This is a genomic window from Micromonospora sp. CPCC 206171 (genome assembly GCF_036906755.1).
In the GTDB taxonomy this organism is placed as follows: Bacteria; Actinomycetota; Actinomycetes; order Mycobacteriales; family Micromonosporaceae; genus Micromonospora; species Micromonospora purpureochromogenes.
In genome coordinates this window covers 171,118-195,452 of the sequence record NZ_JBAKHT010000001.1, presented here as the reverse complement: position 1 = coordinate 195,452, position 24,335 = coordinate 171,118, and the positions used below count along the sequence as shown (strand labels likewise).

The 24,335-nt window shown below is 73.8% G+C and carries 23 protein-coding genes; 11 read left to right on the top strand and 12 right to left on the bottom strand.

Features of this window, described 5'->3' with window-relative positions; genetic code table 11:
- Positions 1-49 precede the first annotated feature (49 nt).
- On the top strand, positions 50-1,273 hold the full coding sequence (locus tag V6U89_RS00790) for an MFS transporter (RefSeq protein WP_334568628.1): 1,224 nt from the start codon (positions 50-52) through the stop codon (positions 1,271-1,273).
- 709 nt (positions 1,274-1,982) lie between these two features.
- Here the strand turns inward: V6U89_RS00790 and ctaD are convergent.
- Both ctaD and V6U89_RS00780 read right to left on the bottom strand, forming a co-directional pair.
- Positions 1,983-3,737, bottom strand: coding sequence for an aa3-type cytochrome oxidase subunit I (ctaD, locus tag V6U89_RS00785; RefSeq protein WP_334568627.1), 1,755 nt, complete (start codon positions 3,735-3,737; stop codon positions 1,983-1,985).
- Between the two features lie 130 nt (positions 3,738-3,867).
- Positions 3,868-4,974 (bottom strand): FAD-dependent monooxygenase, encoded by a 1,107-nt coding sequence (locus tag V6U89_RS00780; protein WP_334568978.1) that lies wholly within the window; start codon positions 4,972-4,974, stop codon positions 3,868-3,870.
- A gap of 409 nt (positions 4,975-5,383) precedes the next feature.
- Between V6U89_RS00780 and V6U89_RS00775 the strand changes: the two genes are divergently transcribed.
- The gene (locus V6U89_RS00775; RefSeq protein ID WP_334568626.1) at positions 5,384-6,517 is read left to right on the top strand and encodes a GH12 family glycosyl hydrolase domain-containing protein; all 1,134 of its coding nucleotides are present in this window, start codon (positions 5,384-5,386) and stop codon (positions 6,515-6,517) included.
- 65 nt (positions 6,518-6,582) lie between these two features.
- Here V6U89_RS00775 and V6U89_RS00770 read toward each other — a convergent pair whose 3' ends face one another.
- Positions 6,583-7,371: an aldo/keto reductase gene (locus V6U89_RS00770; RefSeq protein WP_334568625.1), complete on the bottom strand. Its 789-nt coding sequence runs from the start codon at positions 7,369-7,371 to the stop codon at positions 6,583-6,585.
- Positions 7,372-7,456: 85 nt separating this feature from the next.
- Here V6U89_RS00770 and V6U89_RS00765 point away from each other — a divergent pair, with 85 nt between their 5' ends.
- Both V6U89_RS00765 and V6U89_RS00760 read left to right on the top strand, forming a co-directional pair.
- Complete coding sequence (locus V6U89_RS00765; RefSeq protein WP_334568624.1) at positions 7,457-8,503, top strand: DNA polymerase ligase N-terminal domain-containing protein; 1,047 nt, start codon at positions 7,457-7,459, stop codon at positions 8,501-8,503.
- 15 nt (positions 8,504-8,518) lie between these two features.
- Positions 8,519-9,712, top strand: coding sequence for a threonine synthase (locus tag V6U89_RS00760; RefSeq protein WP_334568623.1), 1,194 nt, complete (start codon positions 8,519-8,521; stop codon positions 9,710-9,712).
- Positions 9,713-9,735: 23 nt separating this feature from the next.
- Here the strand turns inward: V6U89_RS00760 and V6U89_RS00755 are convergent, their stop codons facing one another.
- The 3 genes from V6U89_RS00755 to V6U89_RS00745 form a co-directional block, all read right to left on the bottom strand.
- Complete coding sequence (locus tag V6U89_RS00755; protein WP_334568622.1) at positions 9,736-11,520, bottom strand: glycoside hydrolase family 15 protein; 1,785 nt, start codon at positions 11,518-11,520, stop codon at positions 9,736-9,738.
- Positions 11,521-11,616: 96 nt separating this feature from the next.
- Complete coding sequence (locus V6U89_RS00750; RefSeq protein ID WP_088963697.1) at positions 11,617-12,009, bottom strand: cupin domain-containing protein; 393 nt, start codon at positions 12,007-12,009, stop codon at positions 11,617-11,619.
- 255 nt (positions 12,010-12,264) lie between these two features.
- The gene (locus tag V6U89_RS00745; protein WP_334568621.1) at positions 12,265-12,723 is read right to left on the bottom strand and encodes a septum formation initiator; all 459 of its coding nucleotides are present in this window, start codon (positions 12,721-12,723) and stop codon (positions 12,265-12,267) included.
- 103 nt (positions 12,724-12,826) lie between these two features.
- Between V6U89_RS00745 and V6U89_RS00740 the strand changes: the two genes are divergently transcribed.
- From V6U89_RS00740 to V6U89_RS00730, 3 genes are all read left to right on the top strand, one after another.
- On the top strand, positions 12,827-13,525 hold the full coding sequence (locus V6U89_RS00740) for a response regulator transcription factor (RefSeq protein WP_334568620.1): 699 nt from the start codon (positions 12,827-12,829) through the stop codon (positions 13,523-13,525).
- Entirely contained in the window at positions 13,522-14,799 is a 1,278-nt protein-coding gene (locus tag V6U89_RS00735; RefSeq protein WP_334568619.1) for a HAMP domain-containing sensor histidine kinase, read from the top strand. Before V6U89_RS00740 ends, V6U89_RS00735 begins: the two co-directional genes overlap by 4 nt.
- Before the next feature lie 90 nt (positions 14,800-14,889).
- Positions 14,890-15,345: a PepSY domain-containing protein gene (locus V6U89_RS00730; RefSeq protein WP_334568618.1), complete on the top strand. Its 456-nt coding sequence runs from the start codon at positions 14,890-14,892 to the stop codon at positions 15,343-15,345.
- A gap of 36 nt (positions 15,346-15,381) precedes the next feature.
- Here V6U89_RS00730 and V6U89_RS00725 read toward each other — a convergent pair whose 3' ends face one another.
- Positions 15,382-15,954 (bottom strand): NADPH-dependent FMN reductase, encoded by a 573-nt coding sequence (locus V6U89_RS00725; protein ID WP_334568617.1) that lies wholly within the window; start codon positions 15,952-15,954, stop codon positions 15,382-15,384.
- A gap of 164 nt (positions 15,955-16,118) precedes the next feature.
- On the opposite strand from V6U89_RS00725, the gene V6U89_RS00720 reads away from it, so the two are divergent.
- On the top strand, positions 16,119-17,213 hold the full coding sequence (locus tag V6U89_RS00720; RefSeq protein WP_334568616.1) for a beta family protein: 1,095 nt from the start codon (positions 16,119-16,121) through the stop codon (positions 17,211-17,213).
- A 1-nt stretch (position 17,214) separates the two neighbouring features.
- Here V6U89_RS00720 and V6U89_RS00715 read toward each other — a convergent pair whose 3' ends face one another.
- The gene (locus tag V6U89_RS00715; protein WP_334568615.1) at positions 17,215-17,496 is read right to left on the bottom strand and encodes an iron-sulfur cluster biosynthesis family protein; all 282 of its coding nucleotides are present in this window, start codon (positions 17,494-17,496) and stop codon (positions 17,215-17,217) included.
- A 351-nt stretch (positions 17,497-17,847) separates the two neighbouring features.
- Between V6U89_RS00715 and dacB the strand changes: the two genes are divergently transcribed.
- Positions 17,848-19,431: a D-alanyl-D-alanine carboxypeptidase/D-alanyl-D-alanine endopeptidase gene (dacB, locus tag V6U89_RS00710; protein WP_334568614.1), complete on the top strand. Its 1,584-nt coding sequence runs from the start codon at positions 17,848-17,850 to the stop codon at positions 19,429-19,431.
- A gap of 111 nt (positions 19,432-19,542) precedes the next feature.
- Here the strand turns inward: dacB and V6U89_RS00705 are convergent, their stop codons facing one another.
- From V6U89_RS00705 to V6U89_RS00695, 3 genes are all read right to left on the bottom strand, one after another.
- Positions 19,543-19,977: a nitroreductase family deazaflavin-dependent oxidoreductase gene (locus V6U89_RS00705; RefSeq protein ID WP_334568613.1), complete on the bottom strand. Its 435-nt coding sequence runs from the start codon at positions 19,975-19,977 to the stop codon at positions 19,543-19,545.
- Between the two features lie 78 nt (positions 19,978-20,055).
- Positions 20,056-20,943: a hypothetical protein gene (locus tag V6U89_RS00700; RefSeq protein ID WP_334568612.1), complete on the bottom strand. Its 888-nt coding sequence runs from the start codon at positions 20,941-20,943 to the stop codon at positions 20,056-20,058.
- 209 nt (positions 20,944-21,152) lie between these two features.
- The gene (locus V6U89_RS00695) at positions 21,153-21,746 is read right to left on the bottom strand and encodes a pentapeptide repeat-containing protein (RefSeq protein WP_334568611.1); all 594 of its coding nucleotides are present in this window, start codon (positions 21,744-21,746) and stop codon (positions 21,153-21,155) included.
- A gap of 78 nt (positions 21,747-21,824) precedes the next feature.
- Here V6U89_RS00695 and V6U89_RS00690 point away from each other — a divergent pair, with 78 nt between their 5' ends.
- Together V6U89_RS00690 and V6U89_RS00685 are read left to right on the top strand one after the other, a co-directional pair.
- On the top strand, positions 21,825-23,057 hold the full coding sequence (locus tag V6U89_RS00690) for a serine hydrolase domain-containing protein (protein ID WP_334568610.1): 1,233 nt from the start codon (positions 21,825-21,827) through the stop codon (positions 23,055-23,057).
- Between the two features lie 126 nt (positions 23,058-23,183).
- Positions 23,184-23,825 carry an NAD(P)-dependent oxidoreductase gene (locus V6U89_RS00685; protein WP_334568609.1) on the top strand — a complete coding sequence of 214 codons (642 nt, stop codon included), beginning with the start codon at positions 23,184-23,186 and terminating at the stop codon, positions 23,823-23,825.
- Positions 23,826-23,835: 10 nt separating this feature from the next.
- On the opposite strand, the gene V6U89_RS00680 is transcribed toward V6U89_RS00685, so the two are convergent.
- Positions 23,836-24,300, bottom strand: coding sequence for a PPOX class F420-dependent oxidoreductase (locus V6U89_RS00680; protein WP_334568608.1), 465 nt, complete (start codon positions 24,298-24,300; stop codon positions 23,836-23,838).
- Positions 24,301-24,335 lie beyond the last annotated feature (35 nt).

Sequence of the window (24,335 nt, the reverse complement as noted above, 5' to 3'; positions counted from 1 at the left end):
GCGATGTCGTACCTCTGGTCAAGGATGGCCGCCGGAGGTACGGACCATCATGAACTTGACGCCTTACCGGCAAGCGCTCGCCCTGCCCGGGCTCCGGTCGTTGCTGCTGGTGTCCGTGCTGGCCCGCATCCCGCTCACCGCGACCGGGGTGACGCTCACCTTCTTCGTGGTGCTCGACCTCGGCCGAGGCTACGGGGCCGCCGGCCTGGTCGGGGCCGCGATGACCGTCGGGGCGGCGCTCGGCTCGCCGCTGCTCGGCCGCCTGGTCGACCGGCGCGGCCTGCGCCCCGTGGTCGCCCTGACCACCGTCGCCGAGGCGGTGTTCTGGGCGAGCGCACCGACACTCTCGCTGACCGTGCTGCTGCCGGCCGCGTTCCTCGCCGGCCTGCTCGCTCTGCCGATCTTCTCGGTGATCCGGCAGTCCATCGCCGCGCTCGCCCCCGAGGACCGGCGGCGCCCCGCGTACGCGCTGGACTCGATGTCCGTCGAGCTGTCGTTCATGGTCGGGCCCGCGCTCGCCGTGGCACTGGCCACCACCGTCTCGGCGCGCACCACCCTCTGGGCGGTCGGCGCCGGCGTGGTCGCCTCGGGCGTCGCGTTCTGGCTGCTCAACCCGCCCACTAGGAGCGCGGACGAGCCGGCCGGCCCGCAGCCCCGCACGCCCCGCCGGGAATGGCTCACCCCCCGGATGCTGGCCGTGCTCGCGGTCAGCGGCGCGGCGACGCTGGTGCTCGGCGGCACCGACGTCGCGGTGGTCGCCGTGCTGCGGGCCAGCGGCGAGGTCGGCTGGACCGGCGCCGTGCTCACCATGTGGGCGGTAGCCTCGCTGGTCGGTGGCTTCGCGTACGGGGCGGTCCGCCGCTCGTTCTCGCCGCTGGCGCTCACCGCCGCGCTGAGCCTCTGCACCATCCCGGTCGGGCTGGGCGGCGGCCACTGGTGGCTGCTCTGCCTGGCCCTCATCCCGGCCGGCGCGCTCTGTGCCCCGACCATCGCGGCGACCTCCGACGCGGTCAGCCGGCTCGCCCCGGCGGGCGTACGCGGCGAGGCGATGGGCCTGCACGGCTCCGCCGTCACCGTCGGCATCGCGCTCGGCGCGCCGCTCGCCGGCGCGGTGATCGACGCCTCGCTGCCGATGTGGGGTTTCGCGGTCACCGGCGTGATCGGGCTGGCGGTGACGCTGGCCGTGCTCCCCGTCGAGCTGCGCCACCGACGCGAGACCGCCGCCGCGTCCGACGTGTCCGACGCCGCCAACCTGGCCCCCGCCACCACCTGACCCGCCGTCCGCCGGGCGGTCCGGTACCGCGCTCTCGCACCCTGCCTGGCGGCCCGGCAACCCGGGTGCCCGGCGGTGGCGCAGGTCGGCAGCCCGGCGGTCGGGCAGCCCGGCAGGCCGCCGGTCGGGCAGGCCGCCGGTCGCGCAGGCCGGCGATCGCGCAGGCCGGCGATCGCGCAGGCCGGGGACCCCGGCAGCCGGGCGGTCGGGCCGGTCGGGCCGGCCAGCGATCCGGATGACCCAAGCCAGGCAGACCCACAGCCGGGTGGTCGGGGTCAGGGGTCGGCGTGTCGCGGCGGCCCCGGGTCGGCGTGTCGCGGCGGTGGGACACATACCCGATGAGCGCATCCGCCTCCCGGCGGGTGTGACGATCCACGATTCACCCGCCCAGATTCCGCCGTCGCCGGCGAGCCGGGGTCGAGCGGACCAGCTGTTCCCAATGCGGGGGCCGGCGCCAGGAGAGCCGAGCCCGGAACCGAGGCAGACGCCGCCGCCGAGGCCCGACCGGCCAGCCGAGCGCCGCACAGACGACGGGCAACCGAGCGCCGCCAGACCGGAACGCCACGGCTCACGCCGGTCCGAGCCAGAACGGCGACGGGCGCCGCTCAGACCGGAACGCCTCGACCGCCGCCGGTCCGAGCCGGAACGGCGACGAGCGCCGTACCCCTGGTGGGGTGCGGCGCCCGTCGTCGGTGTCGCGTGCGGCGTGTCAGCGGTCGACGTTGCTCGCGGTGTCCTCGCGGTAGCTGGCGCCACCGTCGGACTCGCTGGTGAGCGGCTTGGAGCCGCCCTCCGGCGGACCGGCCAGGCTGTGGCCGGCGGCCAGCTCCGGGAACTTGTAGTCGAAGGCCGGCCGCTCGGAGCGGATCCGCGGCATCCGGTCGAAGTTGCGCAGGGGCGGCGGGGAGGTGGTCGCCCACTCCAGCGAGTTGCCGTGGCCCCACGGGTCCTCGACCTCGACCACCGGGCCGGTCTTGTACGACTTCCAGCAGTTCCAGATGAACGGCAGGGTCGAGATACCGGTGATGAACGCGCCGATCGTGGAGATCGTGTTCAGCGTGGTGAAGCCGTCGCTGGGCAGGTAGTCGGCGTACCGACGCGGCATGCCCTCGTTGCCCAGCCAGTGCTGCACCAGGAACGTGGTGTGGAAGCCGATCATCGTCAGCCAGAAGTGGATCTTGCCGAGCCGCTCGTCGAGCATCCGGCCGAACATCTTCGGGAACCAGAAGTAGATGCCGGCGAAGACGGCGAACACGATCGTGCCGAAGAGCACGTAGTGGAAGTGCGCCACCACGAAGTACGAGTCGTGCAGGTGGAAGTCGAGCGGCGGGCTGGCCAGCAGCACACCGGTGAGACCACCGAAGAGGAAGGTCACCAGGAAGCCGATCGAGAAGAGCATCGGCGTCTCGAAGGTGATCTGGCCCCGCCACATGGTGCCGATCCAGTTGAAGAACTTCATGCCGGTGGGCACGGCGATCAGGTAGCTCAGGAAGCTGAAGAACGGCAGCAGGACCTGGCCGGTGCCGAACATGTGGTGCGCCCAGACGCTCATCGACAGCGCGGCGATGGCGATGGTCGCGGCGACCAGACCCTTGTAGCCGAAGATCGGCTTGCGGGAGAAGACCGGGATGACCTCGCTGATGATGCCGAAGAACGGCAGCGCGATGATGTACACCTCGGGGTGGCCGAAGAACCAGAACAGGTGCTGCCAGAGCATCGGCCCGCCGGTCGCCGGGTCGTACACGTGGGCACCCATCAGCCGGTCGGCGGCGAGCGCGAAGAGCGCGGCGGCCAGCAGCGGGAAGACCAGGATCGCCAGCAGGCTGGTGACCAGCATGTTCCAGGTGAAGATCGGCATCCGGAACATGGTCATGCCCGGGGCCCGCAGGGTCAGGATCGTGGTGATCAGGTTGACCGCGCCGAGGATCGTGCCCAGACCGGAGATGGCCAGGCCGACGACCCACATGTTGGCGCCGACGCCGGGCGAGTGCTCCATGGTGCTCAGCGGGGTGTAGGCGGTCCAGCCGAAGTCGGCGGCGCCACCCGGGCTGATGAAGCCGGCCGTCGCCATGGTGCCACCGAAGAGGTAGAGCCAGTAGGCGAAGGCGTTGAGCCGGGGGAAGGAGACGTCAGGGGCGCCGATCTGCAGCGGCACGACGTAGTTCGCGAAGGCGAACACGATCGGCGTCGCGAAGAACAGCAGCATGATCGTGCCGTGCATCGTGAACAGCTGGTTGTACTGCTCGGGCGACAGGAACTGCAGGCCCGGCCGCGCCAGCTCGGCACGCATGATCAGGGCCATCAGGCCACCGATCATGAAGAACACGAACGCGGTGACCATGTACATGATCCCGATCTGCTTCGCGTCCGTGGTGCGCAGCAGCCGCGCGATGGCCGACCCCTTGACCGGCTCTCGGACCGGCCATGGCCGGGTCACGACCGGCTTGGGTGCGACGGTGGTCACGAATGGCCTCCGGTTCTCGGTTGTCCCGCTCGGCACGCGCATGTCATCTGCGAGCCGTCATCCGCAAGGAGGATAGTCCCCGGCAGGTGGGTGCGCCGCTCGGGGTCGTGCGGCAGGATGGACGGCCGTTCTACAGCGGGTCGACGAGCAGCCGGTAGTGCTCGCGGAAGATTCGACCGCCGCGCCCGCGCAGCAGCGGGTCGCGCAGCGCCGGCGGCACGTCCCGGGTCCGGTTGCGGTCGCGGGTCCGGTCCCGCACCCATCGGGTACGCGGGCGGCGGCGACTCTCGTACGCCACCAGCGCCGCCTCGACGCTGCCGGCCGCGGTCAGCGACTCGGCGAGCACCACCGCGTCCTCCAGCGCCATCGCCGCGCCCTGGCTCAGGGTCGGCGCGGTGGCGTGGGCGGCGTCGCCGACGAGCAGCACCCGACCGCGGTACCAGCGGCCCAGCTCGACCTCGTCGGTGAGCCCCACCTGGACGTCGCGCAGCGCGTCCAGCACCGCGGGCACCGGTCCGCCGTACTCCCCGAAGAGCTCGCGCAGCCGCGCGCCCGGATCGGCCGGGGCGACCGTGCCGGCCTCGTCGGCGTAGCAGTACAGCCGGCCCGCGCCGATCGGCACCACCAGGAAGCCGGCCCGCTGCCCGAGCAGGGCCGTCCAGTCGGTGACCTCCGGACCGTCGCGCACCACGCCCCGGTAGACCACCTGACCGGCGGGGCGGGGCGGCCCGCCGAGCGCGGCCAGGGAGCGCACCGCCGAACGGGGCCCGTCGGCGCCGATCACCAGGTCGTACTCGCCGCCGGTGCCGTCGGTGAAGGTGACCCCGACGCCGGCCGGCAGCAGTTCGACGGCGCTGACCTCGGCGCCGTGCCGCACCGCGCCGCCGGCGCCGCTGAGCAGCACCTGGTAGAGGTCGCGCCGGAGCAGCGCCCGGCACTCGCCGACGCCGGACCAGAGCGCGTCGAGATCAACCTCACAGAGCGGCTCGCCCGCCGCGTCCAGGAAACGCTGGCGGTGGATCACCTGGCCGAGCCGGCGGACCGGGCCGTCCAGGTCGAGCCGGCGCAGCGCGCGGTCGGCGTTGCCGGGCAGATAGAGACCGGTCTCGACCAGCTCGTTCGGGGGCAGCTTCTCGGTGACGTCCGGCCGGAAACCCGCCATCCGCAGCGCCCGGGCGACGGCCAGACCGGCGATGCCCGCGCCGACGACAAGGATGCGCAGGGGGGAGCCACCCATGGTGGTGTACGCCTCCGGAGGGGGGATCGGCACGCGTTGGAGGCAAGACACTACTCCGCGCGATCGACACACGGTAGGCCTGATCGGCCCTGGCGGTCCCGCTCCTCGGACCCACGCTCCCATTCGTGCAACGGATTCACGTCTCCGCTCGACCCACCCGCCATCCCCCGGTACGCCGACACCTTCCACTCCGCGGCTGAGCTGCGATTTCGGCCGTTTACGACAGCGCGATGCGAAACCGGCGCGGAAAGTTCCGCCGGATCCCCGCTCGCCGTCCGGGCGGGCCCGGGAAGCCGGCCCCGGTTGCACTCGCGTTGCAGACATGTAAATGTGTCGAATGATATGGGAGCGCTCCCGCGCCCTCCCCCGTCCCCTTCGGCGTCCCCACGCCGGCATCCCGAGGAGCATGATGAAACGTCCACTCCGCGCCATCACCGCCGCCGGCCTGCTGGCCGCCGGATCGCTGGTCGCCGTCGCGCTCGGCGGCACGGCCTCGGCCGACACCCAGATCTGCGAGCAGTTCGGCTCCACCGTGATCCAGAACCGGTACGTCGTGCAGAACAACCGCTGGGGCACCACCGCCCAGCAGTGCATCAACGTCACCGGCACCGGCTTCGAGATCACCACCCAGAACGGCAGCAACCCCACCAACGGCGCCCCCACCGCATACCCGTCGGTCTTCTTCGGCTGCCACTACACCAACTGCTCCCCCGGCACCAACCTGCCGATCCAGGTGAGCCAGATCAGCAGCGCCACCAGCAGCATCAGCTACAAGTACGTCAGCGGGGCGATCTACAACGCCTCGTACGACATCTGGCTGGACCCCACGCCGAAGAAGGACGGGGTGAACCAGATGGAGATCATGATCTGGCTCAACCGCCAGGGCTCGATCCAGCCGATCGGCTCGCCGGTCGGGACCACCACCCTGGTCGGCCGGACCTGGGAGGTCTGGCGGGGCAGCAACGGCTCCAACAACGTCATCTCGTACGTCGCTCCGTCGCCGATCACCAGCATGAACTTCAGCGTCCTCGACTTCATCAACGACGTGAAGAACCGCGGCGCGATCACCAGCAGCTGGTACCTGACCAGCATCCAGGCCGGCTTCGAGCCGTGGCAGGGCGGCGCCGGGCTCGGGGTGACCTCCTTCTCGGCCAGCGTCAACGGGGGCGGCTCGACCACTCCGCCCACCACGCCGCCGCCGACCACCACGCCGCCGCCGACGGGTAGCGGGTGCGCGGTGAAGTACACGCCGAACGCCTGGAACAACGGCTTCACCGCCGACGTGACGATCACCAACCGCGGCTCCAGCACCATCAACGGATGGAACCTGACCTACAACCTGCCGGCCGGGCAGCAGGTCACCAACGCGTGGAACGCGACCGTGACGCAGAGCGGGTCGGCGGTGAGTGCGCGGAACGTCGGCTTCAACGGGTCGATCGCGCCCGGCGGTACCGCGAACTTCGGGTATCAGGGGACGTGGAGCGGGACGTACTCGTCGCCGACCAGCTTCTCGCTCAACGGGGTGGCCTGCTCACGGGCGTGACGTTCCAGCTGGCCGAAGGGGCGTGACCAGCCGGTCGGGCCCCTTCGCACCCGCTGAGGCGTCGGTCAGCCGCCGAGGGCGTCGATGTCGCGCATCTCCTCGGCCGTCAACGAGAAGTCGAAGATGTCGGCGTTGGCCCTGATCCGCTCCGGGGTGACCGACTTGGGGATCACCACGATCTCGTGGTCGATGTGCCAGCGCAGCACCACCTGCGCCGGCGACACGTCGTGCGCGGCGGCGATCCGGGTCAGTACCGGATCGGACAGGTCGCTGGTCTTGAAGGGGCTGTAGCCCTCCAGCACGACGCCCCGGTCGCGGTGCGCGACGTGGCGCTGCCGGTCGTACAGCGACGGGCTCCAGCGGATCTGGTTGACCGCCGGGCTCTCCTCGGTGGCCTGGATCAGCTCGTCGATCTGCGCGGTGCTGTAGTTGCTCACCCCGACCGCCCGGGTCAGGTTCTCGTCCCGGGCCGCCAGCAGCTCCCGCCACACCGGGATGCTGTCGGCCGGCGAGGACGGCGGCCAGTGGATCAGCCAGAGGTCGACGTGATCGCTGTCGAGCGCGCGCAGGCTCGCCTCGATGGTCTCCCGCTCCCGCCCCACCCGGTCCGGCGGCAGCTTCGTGGTGATGAAGATGTCCTCCCGGCGCAGCCCGCTCTCCTTGATCGCGCGGCCGACCTCCTCCTCGTTGCCGTACATGGTGGCGGTGTCGATGTGCCGGTAGCCGGCGTCGAGGGCGGCCAGCACGGCGTCGTAACCGGCCTGGCCGCTGGCCTGCCAGGTGCCGAAGCCGAGCAGCGGCATCCGGACGTCGCCGGGGAGCAGTGCGGTGGGCTGGTTGAGGTGCTGATCCATACTGACCGTTCTACCGTGATCGCCGGTGACATGCCCCGGAACCGGGCAACCGGCGGAGCCGGGCGGTTTGCCGGAGAATGCCGGTGTGGCGGACCGTCTGGAGGAGTATCGGCGCAAGCGGGACGCGGCGCGTACGCCGGAACCGGTGCCGCCGGAGCGGCCGCGCCGGCGGCGGCGGGCCGGCGAGGCCCGGTTCGTCATCCAGCAGCACCACGCCCGCGCGCTGCACTGGGACCTGCGGCTGGAGCGCGACGGGGTGCTCGCCTCCTGGGCGGTGCCGCGCGGCCTGCCCCGGGACACCGGGCGCAACCACCTGGCCGTGCACACCGAGGACCACCCGATGGAGTACCTCGACTTCCACGGCGAGATCCCGGCCGGCGAGTACGGCGGCGGCACGATGACCGTGCACGACCGGGGCACCTACCAGTGCGAGAAATGGCGCGACGACGAGGTGATCGTGGTGCTGCACGGCGCGCGTACCAGCGGCCGGTACGCCCTCTTCGCCACCGGCGGCCGCGACGGGCGGGACTGGATGGTCCGCCGTACCGACCCGCCCCCGCCCGGCTGGACGAGCATGCCGGAGCTGGTCCGCCCGATGCACCCCACCCCGTCCGGCCGGTTGCCGGGCGACAGCGCGGAGTGGGGTTACGAGCTGCGCTGGGACGGCGTGCGGGCGATGGCGTACGTCTCCGGCGGCCGACTGCGGCTGCTGTCGGAGACCGACGAGGACATCACCGGGGCGTACCCGTGGTTGCGGGACATGGCCGAGGCGCTGGCCCCGACGGAGGCCGTGCTGGACGGCGTCCTGGTCCGGATCGACCCCGCCGGCCGGGTCCGCCCGGCCCGGCCGAAGCGGGCCGCCGCCGACGCGCAGTTCCTGCTCTTCGATCTGCTCTGGCTGGAGGGTGTGGCCAGCCTCGACGTGCCGTACGCGCAGCGCCGGGAGCTGCTCGACGGTCTGGCGCTGGCCGGGCCGCACTGGCAGACTCCGCCGTGGTTCCCCGGCACCGGCGCCGAGGCGTTGGACACGGCCCGCGGGCAGGGGCTGCCCGGGGTGGTGGCCAAGCGGCTGGACTCGGTCTACGAGCCGGGCGGACGCAGCCGCCGCTGGCTGAGCATCGAGGCAGGCTGACGGCGAGGGAGCATCGTGTACCTGACCCACCTGAAGTGCCCGCGCTGCGGACGGGAGCACGACGCCGACCGACCGGCCAACCTGTGTGGGTGTGGTTCGCCGCTGCTGGCCCGCTACGACCTCGCGGCGGTGGCCGAGGCGGTGACGCCGGAGCGGTTCGGCCTGCGCCCGGCCGACCTGTGGCGCTACCGCGAAGTGCTGCCGGTGGCCGACGAGCGGCACGTCACCACGTTGGGCGAGGGCTGGACGCCGCTGTTGCGCGCGCCGGCGTACGGGGCGCAGATCGGCATTCCGGACCTGATCGTCAAGGACGAGGGGCTGACGCCGACCGGGTCGTTCAAGGCGCGCGGCGCGGCGGTGGGGGTGAGCCGGGCCCGGGAACTGGGCGTCGAGCGGATCGCCATGCCGACCAACGGCAACGCGGGGTCGGCCTGGGCCACCTACGCGGCCCGGGCCGGCCTGGGCGCGACCATCGCCATGCCGCTGGACGCGCCGACCATCTGCCGGCGGGAGTGCCTGGCCGCGGACGCGGACCTGCGCCTGGTGGACGGGCTGATCAGCGACGCCGGCCGGTGGGTGGCGAAGCTGGTCGCCGACTCGGGCGGGACGGTCTTCGACGCGGGCACGCTGCGCGAGCCGTACCGGCTGGAGGGCAAGAAGACCATGGGGTACGAGATCGTCGAGCAGCTCGGCTGGCAGGTGCCCGACGTGATCATCTACCCGACCGGCGGCGGGGTCGGGCTGATCGGCATCCACAAGGCGATGCACGAGCTGCGTGAGCTGGGCTGGGTGGAGGACAAGCTGCCCCGCCTGGTCGCGGTGCAGTCCACCGGGTGCGCGCCGGTGGTGCGGGCGTTCGCCGCCGGACAGGACCGGGCGGAGCCCTGGGCGGACGCGCACACGGTCGCCTTCGGCATCACCGTCCCCGCCCCACTGGGCGACGAGCTGATCCTGGCCGCACTGCGGGAGAGCAGCGGCACGGCGCTCGCCGTCGACGACGCGGAGATCCTGGCCGACCTGCGGGACTTCGCCTGCCGGGAGGGGCTGCTGCTCTGTCCGGAGGGGGCGGCCTGCCTGTCCGCCGCCCGGCACCTGCGCGCCGGCGGCTGGATCCGGGCCGGCGAGCGGGTGGTGGTGCTGAACACCGGGGCGGGGCTGAAGTATCCGGAGACGGTGGACGTCTCCGGCGTACCCGTGGTGGCGGCCTGACCCGTCGGATCTCGTCGCGGCGCTCAGCCGGAGCTCAGGTCCGCGAACCGCCAGGCCGCGTTGATCAGCCCGATGTGCGACAGCGCCTGCGGTGTGTTGCCCAGCTGCGCGCCGGTCCGCAGGTCCACCTGCTCGGCGAAGATCCCGAGGTCGTTGGCGTGCCCGAGCATCTGCTCGAACAGCCGCCGGGCCCGGCCCTCCTCGCCCGCCAGCAGCAGGCACTCGACCAGCCAGAACGAGCAGAGCACGAAACCGGCCGGGTCGCTGCCCCACCGTCGTACCAGGCCGTCGTCGCCGCCCAGCTCCCGCTCGATCGCGTCGATGGTGGCGCGCATCCGGGGGTCGGTGGCGGGGAGGAACTGCGACATCGGCAGCAGCAGCGCCGAGGCGTCCAGCTCCGCAGACCCGAAAACCCCGGTGAACGCCCCGATCCGGTCGTTCCAGCCGTCGCGCAGCACGGTGTCCCGGATCTCGTCGCGGATAGCGGCCCACCGCCGCGGGTCGGCCCGCTCACCCAGCCGGGGCGCCACCTGGACCGCCCGGTGCAGGGCGCTCCAGCAGAGCACCTTGGACGACAGGTGGTGCCGCTCGGCGTCCCGGGTCTCCCACATCCCGTGATCCGGCAGCCGCCAGGTCGCGGCGACCTGCTCGGCCAGCCCGACGACCATCTCGCGCAGCTCCTCGTCGAAGGTCTCGCCGAGATAGTCGTGCAGCCGCCAGACCGCCGAGATCACCTCACCGGGCACGTCCAGCTGCCGCTGTCGCCAGGCGTCGTTGCCGATCCGCACCGGGCGGCTGCCCGCGTAGCCGCGCAGGTGCTCCAGCTCGCGCTCGGAGATGTCCCGTTCCCCCTCCAGGCCGAAGAGCACCGGGACCGGCTCGTCGCCGATCCGGCCGATCGCGCGGGCCGCCCAGACGAAGAGCCGGTTCGCCTCGGTCGGGCAGGCGGCCACCCAGAACGCGCGCATCGTCATCGCGAAGTCGCGCAGCCAGGAGTAGCGGTAGTCGTAGTTGCGGTCGCCGCCGCACCGCTCCGGCAGCGACGTGGTCAGCGCGGCGGCGACCGCGCCGCTACGGCTGTACGTCAGACCGGTGAGGACGGTCGCGCTCTGGCGCACCTGCTCGGCGTACGGACCGTCGTAGTGGTGGAGCCCCCGGTACGCCTGCCACGCCTGCACCGTCTCGGCGAGCGTGGTCAACGGGTCCACCCGGGCCGGCGGGTCGCCGTGCACCGGCGCGTACGCCAGATCGAAACCGACGCACTGCCCGGCGGTGACCTCGAACTCCTGGCGGACCCGGTCCCGCCCGGCGCGCAGCGCCGGCCCGTTGCTGCGCAGGGTCAGCGCCACCGGGCCGGCGACGGCCAGCACCGCGCCGTCGGGCTGCTCGTGCAGGTACGGCGTGAGCAGGCCGTACTCGGGGCGGGGCGCGAAGTCCAGCCCCATCCGGACCCGCCCGCCGAGCCCCTCGACCACCCGCAGCAGCACCGCCGGGGAGTTCATGCCCAACTGGTGGCCCCGAGCGCCCACCTCGGCGGCGAGCGCGTCGGTGACCGCGACGCTCCCCTCGGGGGTGTGGTGGACCGTCCGCAGCACCAGCGTGTCCGGCTGGTACGCGCGCTCCACCCGGGACGGCCCGAGCGGCGCCAGCCGCCAGTACCCGCCGTCCGGGTCGAGCAGCCGGCCGAAGACCGACGGGGCGTCGAACCGGTCGGGGCACCACCAGTCGACCGAGCCGTCCCGGCCGACCAGCGCGCCGGAGCGACAGTCGGAGAGGAACCCGTAGTCGGAGATGGGCGGCTGGTCCACCCGCCCCGGGTACCCGGACCGACCGAGTTCAGGCCGGTCAACGGGCCTGCCGGGCGGCCGCTCGGCGGGGCCGGTGGACCGCTGCCGCCGGGGCGGTCAGGACGTCGGCGGCTCGTCCTCGCCGGCCGCCTCCGCGGCGTCGGCCTCCTCCTTCGTCCGGTGCACCACCTGGTCGGCGTGCTCCGGCGGGCCGTAGACGGTGTAGAGCACCAGCGGGTTCGGCCCGGTGTTGACGAAGTTGTGCTTGGTGCCCGCCGGCACCACCACCAGGTCGCCCTGGACGACCTCCCTGGTCTCCCCCGCCACCCGCGCCTCGCCGGTACCGCTGACGAAGGTCAGGATCTGGTCGATCCCGTCGTGCACCTCCTCACCGATCTCGCCGCCCGGCGGGATGGTCATGATCACAAGCTGGGTCTTCTCACCGGTCCAGAGCACCCGACGGAAATCCGGGCTCTTCTGGGCAACGGTGGCGATCGTGAAATGCTCCATGGCGCGCTCATACCCGGCCCGGGCCCCCGTCACGCCGGGACTGTCAGATGGTGGAATTCCCCACCCGTCCGAGGTTTGCCGCCCCGCGCAACGGGCATCGAGCACGCTGACGGCTGCGTACGCGCGGCTGTCGAGCCAGGTCCCCGCTGGCGTACCGCCGAAGGGCTGCGGTGGTGGGAGACGGCCGGAGCGCGGCGACGTGACGACCCAGGGGTCGGGCGGCGCCGTGCGCCCGTGTCCGGGATCAGTTGTCCCTCAGTGGCGGCGTTGGGGCACGGGCGGGGAGCCGACGCAGACCACCCTCAGCTCGTCCTCGCCCGCCGGGCCGGCGAAGCGGACCTCGACGTGCTCGTCCGGGCCCCGGTCGACGTCGCGGACCCGGTAGCCCTGGGCCGGTGCCCAGGAGACCAGCCGTACCCCCGACGGCCCGCACTCGGCCACCGCCGTCCCACCGGTGGTGGCCAGCCCCCGACGCGCGCCCGCGGCCGAGGTGACGGCGACGCCGGGGGGTGTCGGGCCGGCGGCCGGCGGGGTGGTCCCGGCGCCGAACGGCGTCGCTGCGAGCGCCCGCCGCACCTCCTCCTGGCTGCGTACGCCACCCGGGGTGCCACTGATGCTCTCCCCCACCAGCCGGATCGCCGCCAGCCCGATCAGCAGCGCGGCGACCGCGGTGGCGAGCCAACCGAGCACCGCGAGCAGGGGGCGACCGGGCATCCCCCGAGTCTGCCGGACGCCGGGTTGCGGCGCGCCCAGGGCAGGGTTAAGGGAGGGTTGCGGCGGGCGGCCGGCAGCGGCGGCGCGGATTAGCCTGCCAGGTGTGGCCCGCCTGCTGCTGATCGAGGACGATCTCACCATCCGTACGCCGCTGATCCGCGCGCTGCGCGACCGCGGGCACGCCGTGGCCGCCGCCTCCACCGCCCTGACCGGCCTGCGGGACGCGCTCGAGGACCGGCCCGACCTGGTCGTGCTCGACCTGGGACTGCCCGACCTGGACGGTGCCGAGCTGCTGCGGATGCTCCGGGCGGTCAGCTCCGTGCCGGTCATCGTGGCCACCGCGCGCGACGACGAGCGGGAGATCGTCCGGATCCTCGACGCCGGGGCGGACGACTACGTGGTCAAGCCGTTCACCGCGGCGCAGTTGGACGCCCGGGCCCGCGCGGTGCTGCGGCGGGCCGCCCCGGAGGACCGGGACGGCGACCCGGCGCTGGTGGTCGGCGGATTGCGGATCGACCCGCGTACCCGCCAGGTCAGCCTGGACGGGGTCCCGGTGGAGCTGACCCCGCGCGAGTTCGACCTGCTGCACCACCTGGCCGGCCGGCCCGGGCAGGTGGTGACCAAGCGGGAACTGCTCACCGAGGTGTGGCGGATCCCGTACGGCGGCGCCGACAAGACCGTCGACGTGCACCTGTCCTGGCTGCGCCGCAAGCTCGGCGAGAATGCCCAGCAGCCCCGCTACCTGCACACCGTCCGGGGCGTCGGCGTGCGGCTGGCGCCGCCGACCGGGACCGTCGGGTGAGACGACGGCTGGCCCTGCTGGTCGCATCGGTCAGCGTGCTCACCCTGATCGCCTTCCTGGTGCCGCTGGCGCTGCTGGTCCGTACCGTCGCCGAGGACCGGGCGACCGTGCGGGCGACGGCCGACGCGCAGAGCCTGGTGCCGGTGGTCGGCACCGCCGAGCTCGACACGGTCCGGATCACCGTCGAGCAGCTCGTCGCCGAGTCGGGGCGCCCGGTCACCGTCTTCCTGCCGGACGGCACGGTGCTGGGCGCGCCCGCGCCGCGTACGCCGGCGGTGGCGCTGGCCGCCCGGGGCCAGAGCCTGACCGCGGAGTCCGACGGCGGGCGGGAGGTGGTCATCGCCGTCCAGGGCCGGCCGGAGGGGGCGGCGGTGATCCGCACGGTGGTGCCCCGGGCCGAGCTGACCGCCGGGGTGACCCGGGCGTGGACGGTGCTGGCTCTGCTCGGCGCGCTCCTGGTGGTGGTGGGGCTGGTGGTCGCCGACCGGCTCGCCGGCTCGCTCACCCGCCCGATCACCGAGCTGTCCACGGTGTCCCACCGGCTGGCCAACGCCGAGCTGGACGCCCGGGTCGAGCCGGCCGGGCCGGCGGAGCTGCGCGAGGTGGCCGGCGCGCTCAACCACCTGGCCGGCCGGATCCAGGTGCTGCTGCGGGAGGAGCGGGAGCAGGTGGCGGACCTGTCGCACCGGCTGCGCACCCCGCTGACCGCGCTGCGGCTGGAGGCGGAGTCGCTGCGCGACCCGGACGACGCGGCGCGGGTCACCGCCGCCGTCGACGGGCTGGAGCGGGCGGTCAGCGGGCTGATCCGCCAGGCGCGCTGGCGCCGCTCGCCCACCGCCGGCCGCCCGGTCAGCGACGCGGCGGCGGTGGTCGGCGAGCGGGTGGCGTTCTGGTCGGTGCTGGCCGAGGACACCGGCCGGCGGGTGACCCTGGAGCTGGCGCCGGGCCCGCTGCCCGTCGGGGTGGCCGCCGACGAGCTGGCGGCGGTGGTGGACGCCCTGCTGGGCAACGTCTTCGCGCACACCCCGGACGGCACCCCGTTCGCCGTGCGGCTGACGGCGGACGCCGAGGGGGTGCTGCTGACCGTCGCCGACGAGGGGCCCGGGCTGCCCGCCGGGGCGGCCCGGCGGGGGTCCAGCGGGGCCGGGTCGACCGGCCTCGGCCTGGACATCGCCGACCGGGCGGCCCGGGCCGGCGGCGGTCACCTCGACCTCGGCACCGGGCCGGCCGGCGGGGCCGTGGTGCGCCTGCGGTTGGGCCGACCGCCGGGATAACCACCGTTTAGCGTCGGGACAGCGCGCCGCTATCCGCCTCCGGTCGATGCTCGGCAGGACAGCGAACGGGACCGACGGAAGGTGGACATCATGCGACGTACCTCTCTGATCCTGGCCTCGGCCGGCGGCGTGGCGGTGCTGGCGGTGACCGGCGCGGCCCTCGGCGTCACCGCCGCCGACCGGCAGGCCGACGCCCCGCGCGCCGCCCTCGCCGCCACGGACGTCGACGACACCCCCTCGCCCGACGACAGCCCGTCCACCGCCGGGGCGACGCCGGCCGGGGTCGACCGGGACCGGGCCGGGGCGATCGCCCTGGCCGCGGTGGGCGGCGGCTGGGTCGTCGACGTCGAGGCCGAGCGGGAGCACAACCGTCCGGTGTGGAGCATCGAGGTGGCGTCCGGTGCTGCCGGTTGGGACGTCCACGTCGACCGGGACACCGGTGCGGTGCTGCGCATCCGGCCGGAGAGCGGCGGCGACCGGCGGCACGGTGGCGACGATCGGGGCGGCGACGACCACGGCGGCGACCGGCACGGGGACGACGACTGAGCCAGCAGGGCAGCAGCACCGCCCGCCGGCGCCCGGTCAGGGGCGGGCGGGCGGACCGGAGGCCGGCACGGCGGCGGCCCGGTCGACGTGCGCGCCGAGGTGGCCCAGCACGTCGGCCAGGCCGGTCCGCAGCTCCGCGTCGGCCAGCAACCCGTCCGCGCCGTCGCGGGGCACCGGCAGGCGTACGCAGGCAGGCTCGACGATGTCGGCGCCGAGGTAGCCCAGCACCATCCGCAGGGTCTGCTCCGCCCCGGCGCCGCGACCGGGCGCGGCCACGGTCACCCAGGCCACCGGCTTGCCGTACAGGTCGCCGTTGCCGACCGTCCAGTCGAGCAGGTTCTTGAAGCTGCCCGGCAGGGTGCCGGCGTACTCGGGGGTGCAGAAGAGCACCGCGTCGGCGTCGGCGAGCGCGGCGCGCAGCGCCACCACCGGCGCGGGCGGCGCGTCGACCTGGTCCGGGTCGAAGGCGGGCAGCTCCCGCAGCGCGTCGTACAGCGTGGTGGTCACGTCCGGCACGGCCAGGGCGGGTGCGGTACGCAGGGCGGCGGTGTTGGTGGACCCGGCCCGGGTGCTCCCCGGGACGAGCAGGATCCGGGCGTCCTGCGGCATCGGCTGCTCCTCACCGTCGTCGGCACCGGCCAGTCAAGCACGACCCGAGCGGCCGGCCCACCCCTGACCTCGGCCGGGTCGATCGGCGGTGGCCCGCAATGGTTTTCGGAGACCACCGGCCATTCGACCCTGTGACGTAGGCCGATGTCTGGCTAGGCTGAGGTATGGTGCCCGCCCACCGGGGTCGGGTGGCGGAACCGGTCTACCGCCCCATCCTCGCCAGCCGGCGGGGCGAGCTGGAGGCGCTGTCCCATCTGGACGGCGCCGTGGCTCCACTGCTCGCTCCGGTCCTCGAACTCTCCACAGTCGATCCGCTCACGCTCGACCTGCTCGGCCGACTGCCGGCCGGGCTCGTCCCGGCGGTCGACGTCTCCGCCCTGCCCGAGGTGCCGGAGACCGAACTGGTCCGCTGGGGCGTACCGGTGGTGCCGGTGATCGGGCTGGCCGACAGCGACCGCCGGCTGGTGGCGCACGGGGTCGCGGCGCAGGCGTACGCCCGGCGCGCCGTGGTCCGGCTGCGGGCCGGCCAGGACCGGGCCGGGCCGGACGCGACCACCGCCGCGGCGGAGCGGATCTGGCGGTACGGCCGGCTGGTGCCGGAGCAGTGCGACCTGCTCATCGACGGCGGCGACGTCTGCTGCCCGGCCGACCTGCGGGTGACCGAGCCACGGGTGCGGCGGTTGGTGGACTGGGCGCGCCGGCACGCCTGGCGCACGGTGACCGTGGCGGCCGGCGGGATGCCGCCGACGCTGTCCCGCCTCCCCACCGACGAGCCGGTACGCCTGGACCGCTGGGACTGGCTGCTCTGGCAGCGCCTCGCCGACCTCGGCGTCGGGTACGGCGACTACGGCGTCGCCGCCGCGTCGCCCGCCGGGGAGGGGCCGGGTGACCGGTTCCCCACGGTGCGGTACACGGCGGACGGCGCCTGGTGGGTCTACCGCTGGTCGCGGCGGGGCGGCCGGGGCGACGAGCGCTTCGCCGACCTGTGCCGCACGCTGGTGGCGGCCCCGCACTGGCCGCCGGCCGGGGCCGGCTTCTCCTGGGGCGACCACGAGCTGCTGCGCCGCGCCCGGCGGGTCGCCGGTGCGGGCTCGCCGACCAACTGGACGGCGTGGAGCACGTCGCACCACCTGGCGCACGTGCTGGCCACGCTGACCCGGCCGGCCCGGGACCAGCGCCCCGGCCCGTGGCGCGGCGAGGAGGAACGCGGACGTCCCACCCGGCCGCACCGGGGCGGCGAGGCGCGCCGGGCCGGTTGAGTCACTCCTTCTCGGTGAAGCCGAACTGCACGACGCCCTCGTCGTCGACGACGGCGTCGACCGAGGTGTCCTCGAGCAGCTCGGCGGCGTCCGGGTCGAGGAAGATACGGGCGCCCTGGTTGTCGACCACCTGGTCGCCCTGCGCCGGTTCCGGCACCAGCTCGATGGTGAGCGAGCCGGCGTCGGTGTCCGCGGCGATGCGCAGCCCGCCGTCCTGGGCGACGTCCTGCTGGAGGGCGAGGTCGCGGATCACCATCACGGCGTTGTCGGTCATCTTGAGCATGTCGGAACTCCTCATGGGTTCTCGGCAGCGGGGCCTCGCGCGGAGTGGCGAAGCGCGCACCTGATGGCGAACCTGTCGTCGCCCGGCGAATCGGGGCGCATCGCACGGCCCCCTCACCCCCACCGTGCCCCCTGGACGGGCGTCCGTCAAATAGACCTGGCTCTGTGGGAGCGCCCCCGCGCCTGTGGCGTTTCCGCTCCTCAGCGCCGCTGTCGCCGTACGCTGGGACCGAGGTGGCCGGGCCGGTCAGCCATCACCCCGCCGCACCCCCGTCGCACCCGGACCGAGATCCGGAAAAAACTTTCGGCGGGGAGTCTTGCCTGGCGGAAATCTACATGGCAGCGTCGACGCATGCATCGTCGTCTCTTTACCCGGGGTCTGGCGCTGGCGACGCTCGCCGCCACCGTGGCCGCCGCCGGCGCCCTCCCCGCCACCGCCGAGTCGCCGACCCCGGCGGCCACCCGGCTGCACGCCACCATCGACGCGATCCTCGCCGACGCCCGGCTCACCGGGGCGCAGGCGGGCGTGGTCGTGGTGGACACCGCCACCGGGCAGACCCTGTACGACCGCAACGGTGACCGCCGGCTGATCCCCGCCTCCAACACCAAGCTGCTCACCTCGACCGCGGCGCTGGAAGTGCTCGGCCCGGGGCACCGGTTCACCACCGACGTGCACCGCACCGGGCAGCGCCGGGCCGGGCTGGTCTCCGGCGACCTCTACCTGCGCGGCGGCGGCGACCCGACGATGCTCGCCGCCGACTACGACGCGCTCGCCGCCGAGGTGGCCGCGGACGGCGTACGGGTGGTGACCGGCAACCTGGTCGCCGACGACACCCGCTACGACCGCACCCGGCTCGGTCCGGACTGGACGTGGGACGACGAGTCGTACTACTACGCGGCGCAGGTCTCGGCGCTGACCGTCGCCCCGGACACCGACTACGACGCCGGCACCGTGATCGTGCACGCCGCCCCGGCAGAGAGCGCGGGCGCGCCGCCGACGATCACCATGACGCCGCCGAACGGCTACGTGCGGATCGACAACCGGGCCGAGACGGTCGCCGAGGGCGAGACCACGCTCACCTTCGAGCGGGAGCACGGCACCAACACCGTGGTGGTCACCGGCCAGATCGCCGTCGGCGACGCGCCGGCCAGCGACTGGATGACCGTCTGGGAGCCGACCGGGTACGCCGCCGACGTCTTCCGGGCCGCGCTGCGCCGCCACGGCGTGCGGGTGCTCGGGCGTACCGTGCTCGGCCGGGCCACCCCGGACGACGCGGCACCGGTGGCCAGGCACGACTCGATGACCCTGGCCGAGCTCATGGTGCCGTTCCTGAAGCTGTCCAACAACGGGCACGCCGAGGTGCTCACCAAGGAGATCGGTCGGGTCATCTCCGGCTCGGGCACCTGGTCGGCGGGGCTGACCGCGATCAGCGAGTACGTCGCCGACACCGGCATGGACACCGGCACCCTGCGCCAGCGCGACGGCTCCGGGCTGTCCCGGCGCAACCTCATCCCGCCGGCCGAGTTCGTCGCCCTGCTCGCCGCGGTCCGCGCCGAGCCCTGGTTCGCCGACTGGTACGCCGCCCTGCCGATCGCCGGCAACGCCGACCGTTTCGTCGGCGGGACGCTGCGCAGCCGGATGCGCAACACGCCGGCGGCGAACAACGTGCACGCCAAGACCGGCAGCCTGACCGGGGTCTCCGGCCTCTCCGGCTACGTCACCGACGCCGACGGCCGGGTGCTGGCCTTCTCCGTGGTGCTCAACAACTACCTGGCCTCGTCGGTGAAGGGGCTGGAGGACCAGATCGCCATCGCGCTGGCGTCGTACACCGAGAAGAGCGTGAGCACCGCGCGGGTGGCGCCGCCGGTGGCGCCCGACGCGCCGCGCGCGCCCGAGGGGCTGGAGTGCTCCTGGGTGAAGCCGATCGCCTGCTGAGAACCGGGTGCGGGGCCCGTCCGGAACGGGACCCCGCACCCACGGCTCAGCCGGCCGCCGCGGCCTCCCGCGGGTAAGAGGCTGTCGGGCTTCCCGACAGCCTCTCCGGGGTCAGACCCGCTCCAGCACCACCACCGGGATCTCCCGGTCGGTCTTCGTCTGGTAGTCGTCGTACGCCGGCCAGATGTCCACCATCGTCCGCCACATCCGGGGCTTCTCCTCGGGCCCGGCGGTCCGCGCCCGAACCGCGAAGGTCTCCGCGCCCACCTGCACCTCGGCCCCGGGATCGGCGAGCAGGTTCAGGTACCAGGCCGGATGCTGGGGCGCACCGCCCTGCGAGGCCACGACCAGGTAGGCGTCGCCGTCGCGGCCGTAGATCAGCGCGGTCCGGCGCAGCTTGCCGCTGCGGCGGCCACGGGTGGTCAGCAGCAGGGTGAAGACGCCCGGTCGCCACTCGTGCCCCTGCTCGCCGCCGGTCTCGACGTACCGCCGGATGTGGTCGGCCACCCAGCCCTCGGGGCTGTCCAGGACCTGCTCGCTCGCCATCACGGCCCGCCTCCCGCGCCTCGTCGCCGTCGTCGCGACCACGCTACTCCGGCCGGCCGCGCAGAGCCGGCGAACCGGTCAGCGCAGGGCGACCGCGCGCAGGGCGACGTTGCCGCAGTCGTTGAAGGTCTCCTCGGTGGTCCAGGAGATCAGCAGCTTCTGCCCCGGAGCGACCCGGAACCGGACGACGAACTGGGCGCTGTGGTTGGTGTGCGGGTCCTCCAGGCGCAGGGTGCTGGTCGGGCCGCCGCTGGAGAGCCGCACGTCGAGCCGGCCGCGGGCCATCCAGAGCCCGGCGAAGAGGTGCACGGTGCGCAGCTCGCCGCTGCCGAGCACGGCGAGGCGGAACCCGTTGCCGACCTTGCAGGTGTGGATGCCGGTCGAGGTGCCGCCCTCGCCCTGCACCGGGGCGCCGTCGCGCCAGCCGAACAGTTCCGGGTCGGTGTCGTAGCTGCTCCGCGCGCCCGGCCCGCCCTCGTCGCGGATCTCGCCCGAGCCCCCGCGCTTGCGGACCACGGAGTCCGGACCGCGCAGCCCCCAGTGCACCCAGTCCCGGGTGCCGAGGTGGGTCAGGTCCACCATGGCCGGCACGTCGGCCCGGTCCACGCTGAGCAGCGGCGTCGCCGGCTGCGGCGCCGGCGTCGGGGTCAGCGAGGGTGACGGTGGGGGCGTCGGCGGGCGCTGCCGGGGCCGCAGCCCCGGCGACGCGACACCGGCCTCGGTCACCTGGCCGGGCAGGCCGGTCGGGCGGCCGGCCGGCGTGGAGGCCGCGCCGGGCAGCGCCGCGCCCTCGCCGCGCGGCTCGGGCTCCGGATCGATGCTGAGGTACGCCACCAGCGCGGCGAGGCAGACGACGGCGGTCAGCGCTTCGACGGTCCACCCACGACGTTGCCGGTGCCGGGCGATCCGACGTGCCGTGCTCAGGCCCCGGTCAGACCCCGTCCGTCCCGGCTCGTCGTCCGTCACCGCTTCTCCGCTCTCCCCATCCACGGTCGCGCCCGCGCGGCGGTCTCGGGTCGCTGCGTGAGCCGCCTCACGTTTTCATCCGAACGGCCTCTTGCGCCACCTGCGGGGGCAGGGGCGTTTCCAGTTCGTTACCAAGCGGTAGTAACGGAAACTTTCCTGTCAGTTATAGCCGCACCGTCCGGTTCGGGCCAGCCGAGTCTCACCGGGAATCAGCGGATCTCGAAGCCCAGCGCCTGGGCCAGCACCAATGCCTGCTCCGGGTCGATCACCGCGCCGGCCCGCTCCACCGCCGTCGGGTCCAGCGCGGTGAGATCGCTGCCGCGCAGGTCCGCCCGGGCGAGCCGCACCGCGTGCAGCTGCGCGGCGGAGAGGTCGACCCCGGTCACCGTCGCCCCGGTCAGGTTGGCCCCGGTCAGGTCCGCCTCCCGCATCCGCACGTCGGTGAAGCTCACCCCGCGCAGGTCCGCCCCGGGCAGCGCGACGAACGACCAGTCGCCGCCGGCCACCCGCAGCGGCCGCAGGTCGCACTGGTCGAAGGTGCTGCCCACCAGCTTGCAGCCGGTGAACTCCGCCTCGAAGAAGTTGCACCGCCGGAACACGCAGCGGGTGAAGGCCGAGTCGACGTGCCGGGAGGAGTTGAACCGCACGTTGCCGAAGGTGCACCCGGTGAAGGAGGCGTTCCGGCTGACCGCCTCGGTGAGGTCGACGTCGTGGAAGACGCAGTTGACGAAGCGCCGGTCGACCAGCTCCTCGGCGTACCAGTCCTGCTGACGGAAGGTGGCGTCCTCGGTCGGCTCGGGCATCGCACCACCCTATGCGGCGGCACCGACAGCGACGGTGGGCCTTCCGCCGCCCGCGTACCGACTAGTAGGTTCGGCGACGTGAGCGTGGCACGTACTACCGACCCGGACCTCATCGGCTTCGACCCGGCGCGGCTCGCGCGCATCGACCGACACTTCGGCCGGTACGTCGACGACGGCCGGCTCGCCGGCTGGCAGATCGTGGTCACCCGCCGCGGCGAGATCGCCCACTCCTCGACGTACGGCATGCGGGACGTGGAGGCCGGCGTGCCGGTGGAGCGGGACACGCTCTGGCGCATCTACTCGATGACCAAGCCGATCACCTCCGTCGCGGCGATGATGCTCTGGGAGGAGGGCCACTTCGAGCTGAACGACCCGATCAGCCGCTGGCTGCCGGAGTTCGCCGACGTCCGGGTCTTCGACAAGGGTTCGGCGCTCAAGCCGTACACGGTGCCGGCGGTCGAGCCGATCCGGGTCTGGCACCTGCTCACCCACACCTCCGGCCTGACGTACGGCTTCGCGCAGACCTCGGTGGTCGACGCCCTCTACCGTGCCGCCGGCTACGACCTGGGCGTGCCGGCCGGGCTGGACCTGGCCGGCGCCTCGGCCGGGATGGCCCGGCTGCCGCTGATGTTCCAGCCCGGCACCGGCTGGAACTACGGCGTCTCCACCGACGTGCTGGGCCGGCTGGTCGAGGTGGTCTCCGGGCAGAGCCTGGACGCGTTCTTCACCGAGCGGATCCTCACCCCGCTGGGCATGACCGACACCCGCTGGTGGGTCGACGAGCCGGACGCCAAGCGGCTCGCCGCCCTCTACACCCCGCACCCCGGCACCGGGCAGGCGGTCCGCGTCGACCGGATCGGCGCCGCCGCGCTGAACCGCCCCGACTGCCTCTCCGGGGGCGGCGGGCTGGTCTCCACGGCCGCCGACTACCACCGGTTCACCCAGCTGCTGCTGCGCGGCGGCGAGCTGGACGGCGTACGCCTGCTCGCGCCCCGCACGGTGCGCTACATGACCCGCAACCACCTGCCCGGCGGCGGCGACCTGGCGTCGTTCGAGCCGGAGGGGTTCGCCGAGACGGTGCTGGACGGCATCGGCTTCGGCCTGGGCTTCGCCGTGGTGCAGGACCCGGTGCCCGCCCGGGTGCCCAGCAGCGTCGGCGAGTACTACTGGGGCGGCCTGGCCAGCACGGCCTTCTGGGTCGACCCGGTGGAGGAGGTCACCGCGCTGCTGTTCACCCAGCTGATGCCGTCGAGCACCTACCCGCTGCGCTCGCAGCTGCGCCAGCTGGTCTACTCCGCCCTGGTCGACTGAGCCGTTCCGCCGACGGGCGGCCGGACCGGTCCATAGCCTGGACGGCATGAGCGAGCGCAGCGAGCGAATCATCAGGCTCAGCGCGGAGGTGCCTCGTGGCGGCACGGAGCGCAGCGGAGTGCCGGCATGAGCAACGTCGTGGTGTACGGCGCCGGTGGCACCGCGGGCTCGCGGATCGTCACGGAGGCGGCCGGTCGGGGACACCGGGTCACGGCGGCGGTCCGCCGCCCGGAGGCGCTCACCTGGCTACCCGTAGGGGTGAAGGTGGTGACCGGGGACGCCACCTCGGCGCCCAGCGTCCGGGAGCTGGCCACCGACGCTGACGTCATGGTGGTGGCGATCGGCGGCGGGGAGCGGGCGCTCTGGCGCGACGCGGCGGAGAACCTGGTCACCGTCCTGCGGGACGTGCCGAATCCGCCCCGACTCATCCACGTCGGCGGCGGGGCGACCCTGCTGACGCCGAACGACACGCCGCTCCTCGACGAGCCGGACTTCCCCGCGGAGTACCGGGACGCGGCGCTGGGCCAGGCCGACGCCCTCGCCCTCTACCGGTCCTCCGCCGACGGGCTGACCTGGACGTACCTCTCCCCGCCGCCGATGGAGTTCCACCCCGGCGAGCGGACCGGCCGCTACCGCACCGGCACCGAGCACCCGGTGGTCGACGAGAACGGTCGCTCGGTGCTGACCTACGAGGACCTGGCGGTCGCCATCGTCGACGAGATCGAGAACCCGCGCTTCGAGAACATGCGGTTCACCGCCGCGTACTGAGGCTCAGGACCTAGTCGGCCAGCCGGGCCGGGAAGCCGCCGGTGGCGATGGGCCCCCAACTGTCGATGGTGACCCGGATCAGGGACTTGCCCTGGCGGACCATCGCCTGCCGGTACTCGTCCCAGTCCGGGTGCTCGCCGGAGATGCTGCGGAAGTACTGCACCAGCGGCTCCAGGGCGTCCGGCAGGTCGAGCACCTCGGCGGTGCCGTCGACCTGCACCCAGGGGCCGTCCCAGTCGTCGGAGAGCACGCACGCGGAGACGCGCGGGTCGCGGCGGATGTTGGCCACCTTCGCCCGCTCCGGGTAGGTGGAGATCACCAGCCGGCCCTCCGGGTCGACGCCGCAGGAGACCGGCGAGGACTGCGGCCGGCCGTCGGACCGGGTGGTCATCAGCAGGACGCGGTGTCGGGGGCGGATGAAATCGATCAGGGCGTCCCGGTCGACCCGGGTGTTGCTCGCGATGGTGCGTGCCATGCGTCGGTTCTACCAGGCCCGGCGCCGGCATGCTC

Bases quoted from the DNA above. Each gene is read 5' to 3' on its own strand.
- V6U89_RS00790 (WP_334568628.1), top strand. From the start codon at position 50: ATGAACTTGACGCCTTACCGGCAAGCGCTCGCCCTGCCCGGGCTCCGG.
- V6U89_RS00780 (WP_334568978.1), bottom strand. From the start codon at position 4,974: ATGGGTGGCTCCCCCCTGCGCATCCTTGTCGTCGGCGCGGGCATCGCC.
- V6U89_RS00775 (WP_334568626.1), top strand. From the start codon at position 5,384: ATGAAACGTCCACTCCGCGCCATCACCGCCGCCGGCCTGCTGGCCGCC.
- V6U89_RS00770 (WP_334568625.1), bottom strand. From the start codon at position 7,371: ATGGATCAGCACCTCAACCAGCCCACCGCACTGCTCCCCGGCGACGTC.
- V6U89_RS00750 (WP_088963697.1), bottom strand. From the start codon at position 12,009: ATGGAGCATTTCACGATCGCCACCGTTGCCCAGAAGAGCCCGGATTTC.
- V6U89_RS00745 (WP_334568621.1), bottom strand. From the start codon at position 12,723: ATGCCCGGTCGCCCCCTGCTCGCGGTGCTCGGTTGGCTCGCCACCGCG.
- V6U89_RS00730 (WP_334568618.1), top strand. From the start codon at position 14,890: ATGCGACGTACCTCTCTGATCCTGGCCTCGGCCGGCGGCGTGGCGGTG.
- V6U89_RS00725 (WP_334568617.1), bottom strand. From the start codon at position 15,954: ATGCCGCAGGACGCCCGGATCCTGCTCGTCCCGGGGAGCACCCGGGCC.
- V6U89_RS00720 (WP_334568616.1), top strand. From the start codon at position 16,119: ATGGTGCCCGCCCACCGGGGTCGGGTGGCGGAACCGGTCTACCGCCCC.
- V6U89_RS00715 (WP_334568615.1), bottom strand. From the start codon at position 17,496: ATGCTCAAGATGACCGACAACGCCGTGATGGTGATCCGCGACCTCGCC.
- dacB (WP_334568614.1), top strand. From the start codon at position 17,848: ATGCATCGTCGTCTCTTTACCCGGGGTCTGGCGCTGGCGACGCTCGCC.
- V6U89_RS00705 (WP_334568613.1), bottom strand. From the start codon at position 19,977: ATGGCGAGCGAGCAGGTCCTGGACAGCCCCGAGGGCTGGGTGGCCGAC.
- V6U89_RS00695 (WP_334568611.1), bottom strand. From the start codon at position 21,746: ATGCCCGAGCCGACCGAGGACGCCACCTTCCGTCAGCAGGACTGGTAC.
- V6U89_RS00685 (WP_334568609.1), top strand. From the start codon at position 23,184: ATGAGCAACGTCGTGGTGTACGGCGCCGGTGGCACCGCGGGCTCGCGG.
- V6U89_RS00680 (WP_334568608.1), bottom strand. From the start codon at position 24,300: ATGGCACGCACCATCGCGAGCAACACCCGGGTCGACCGGGACGCCCTG.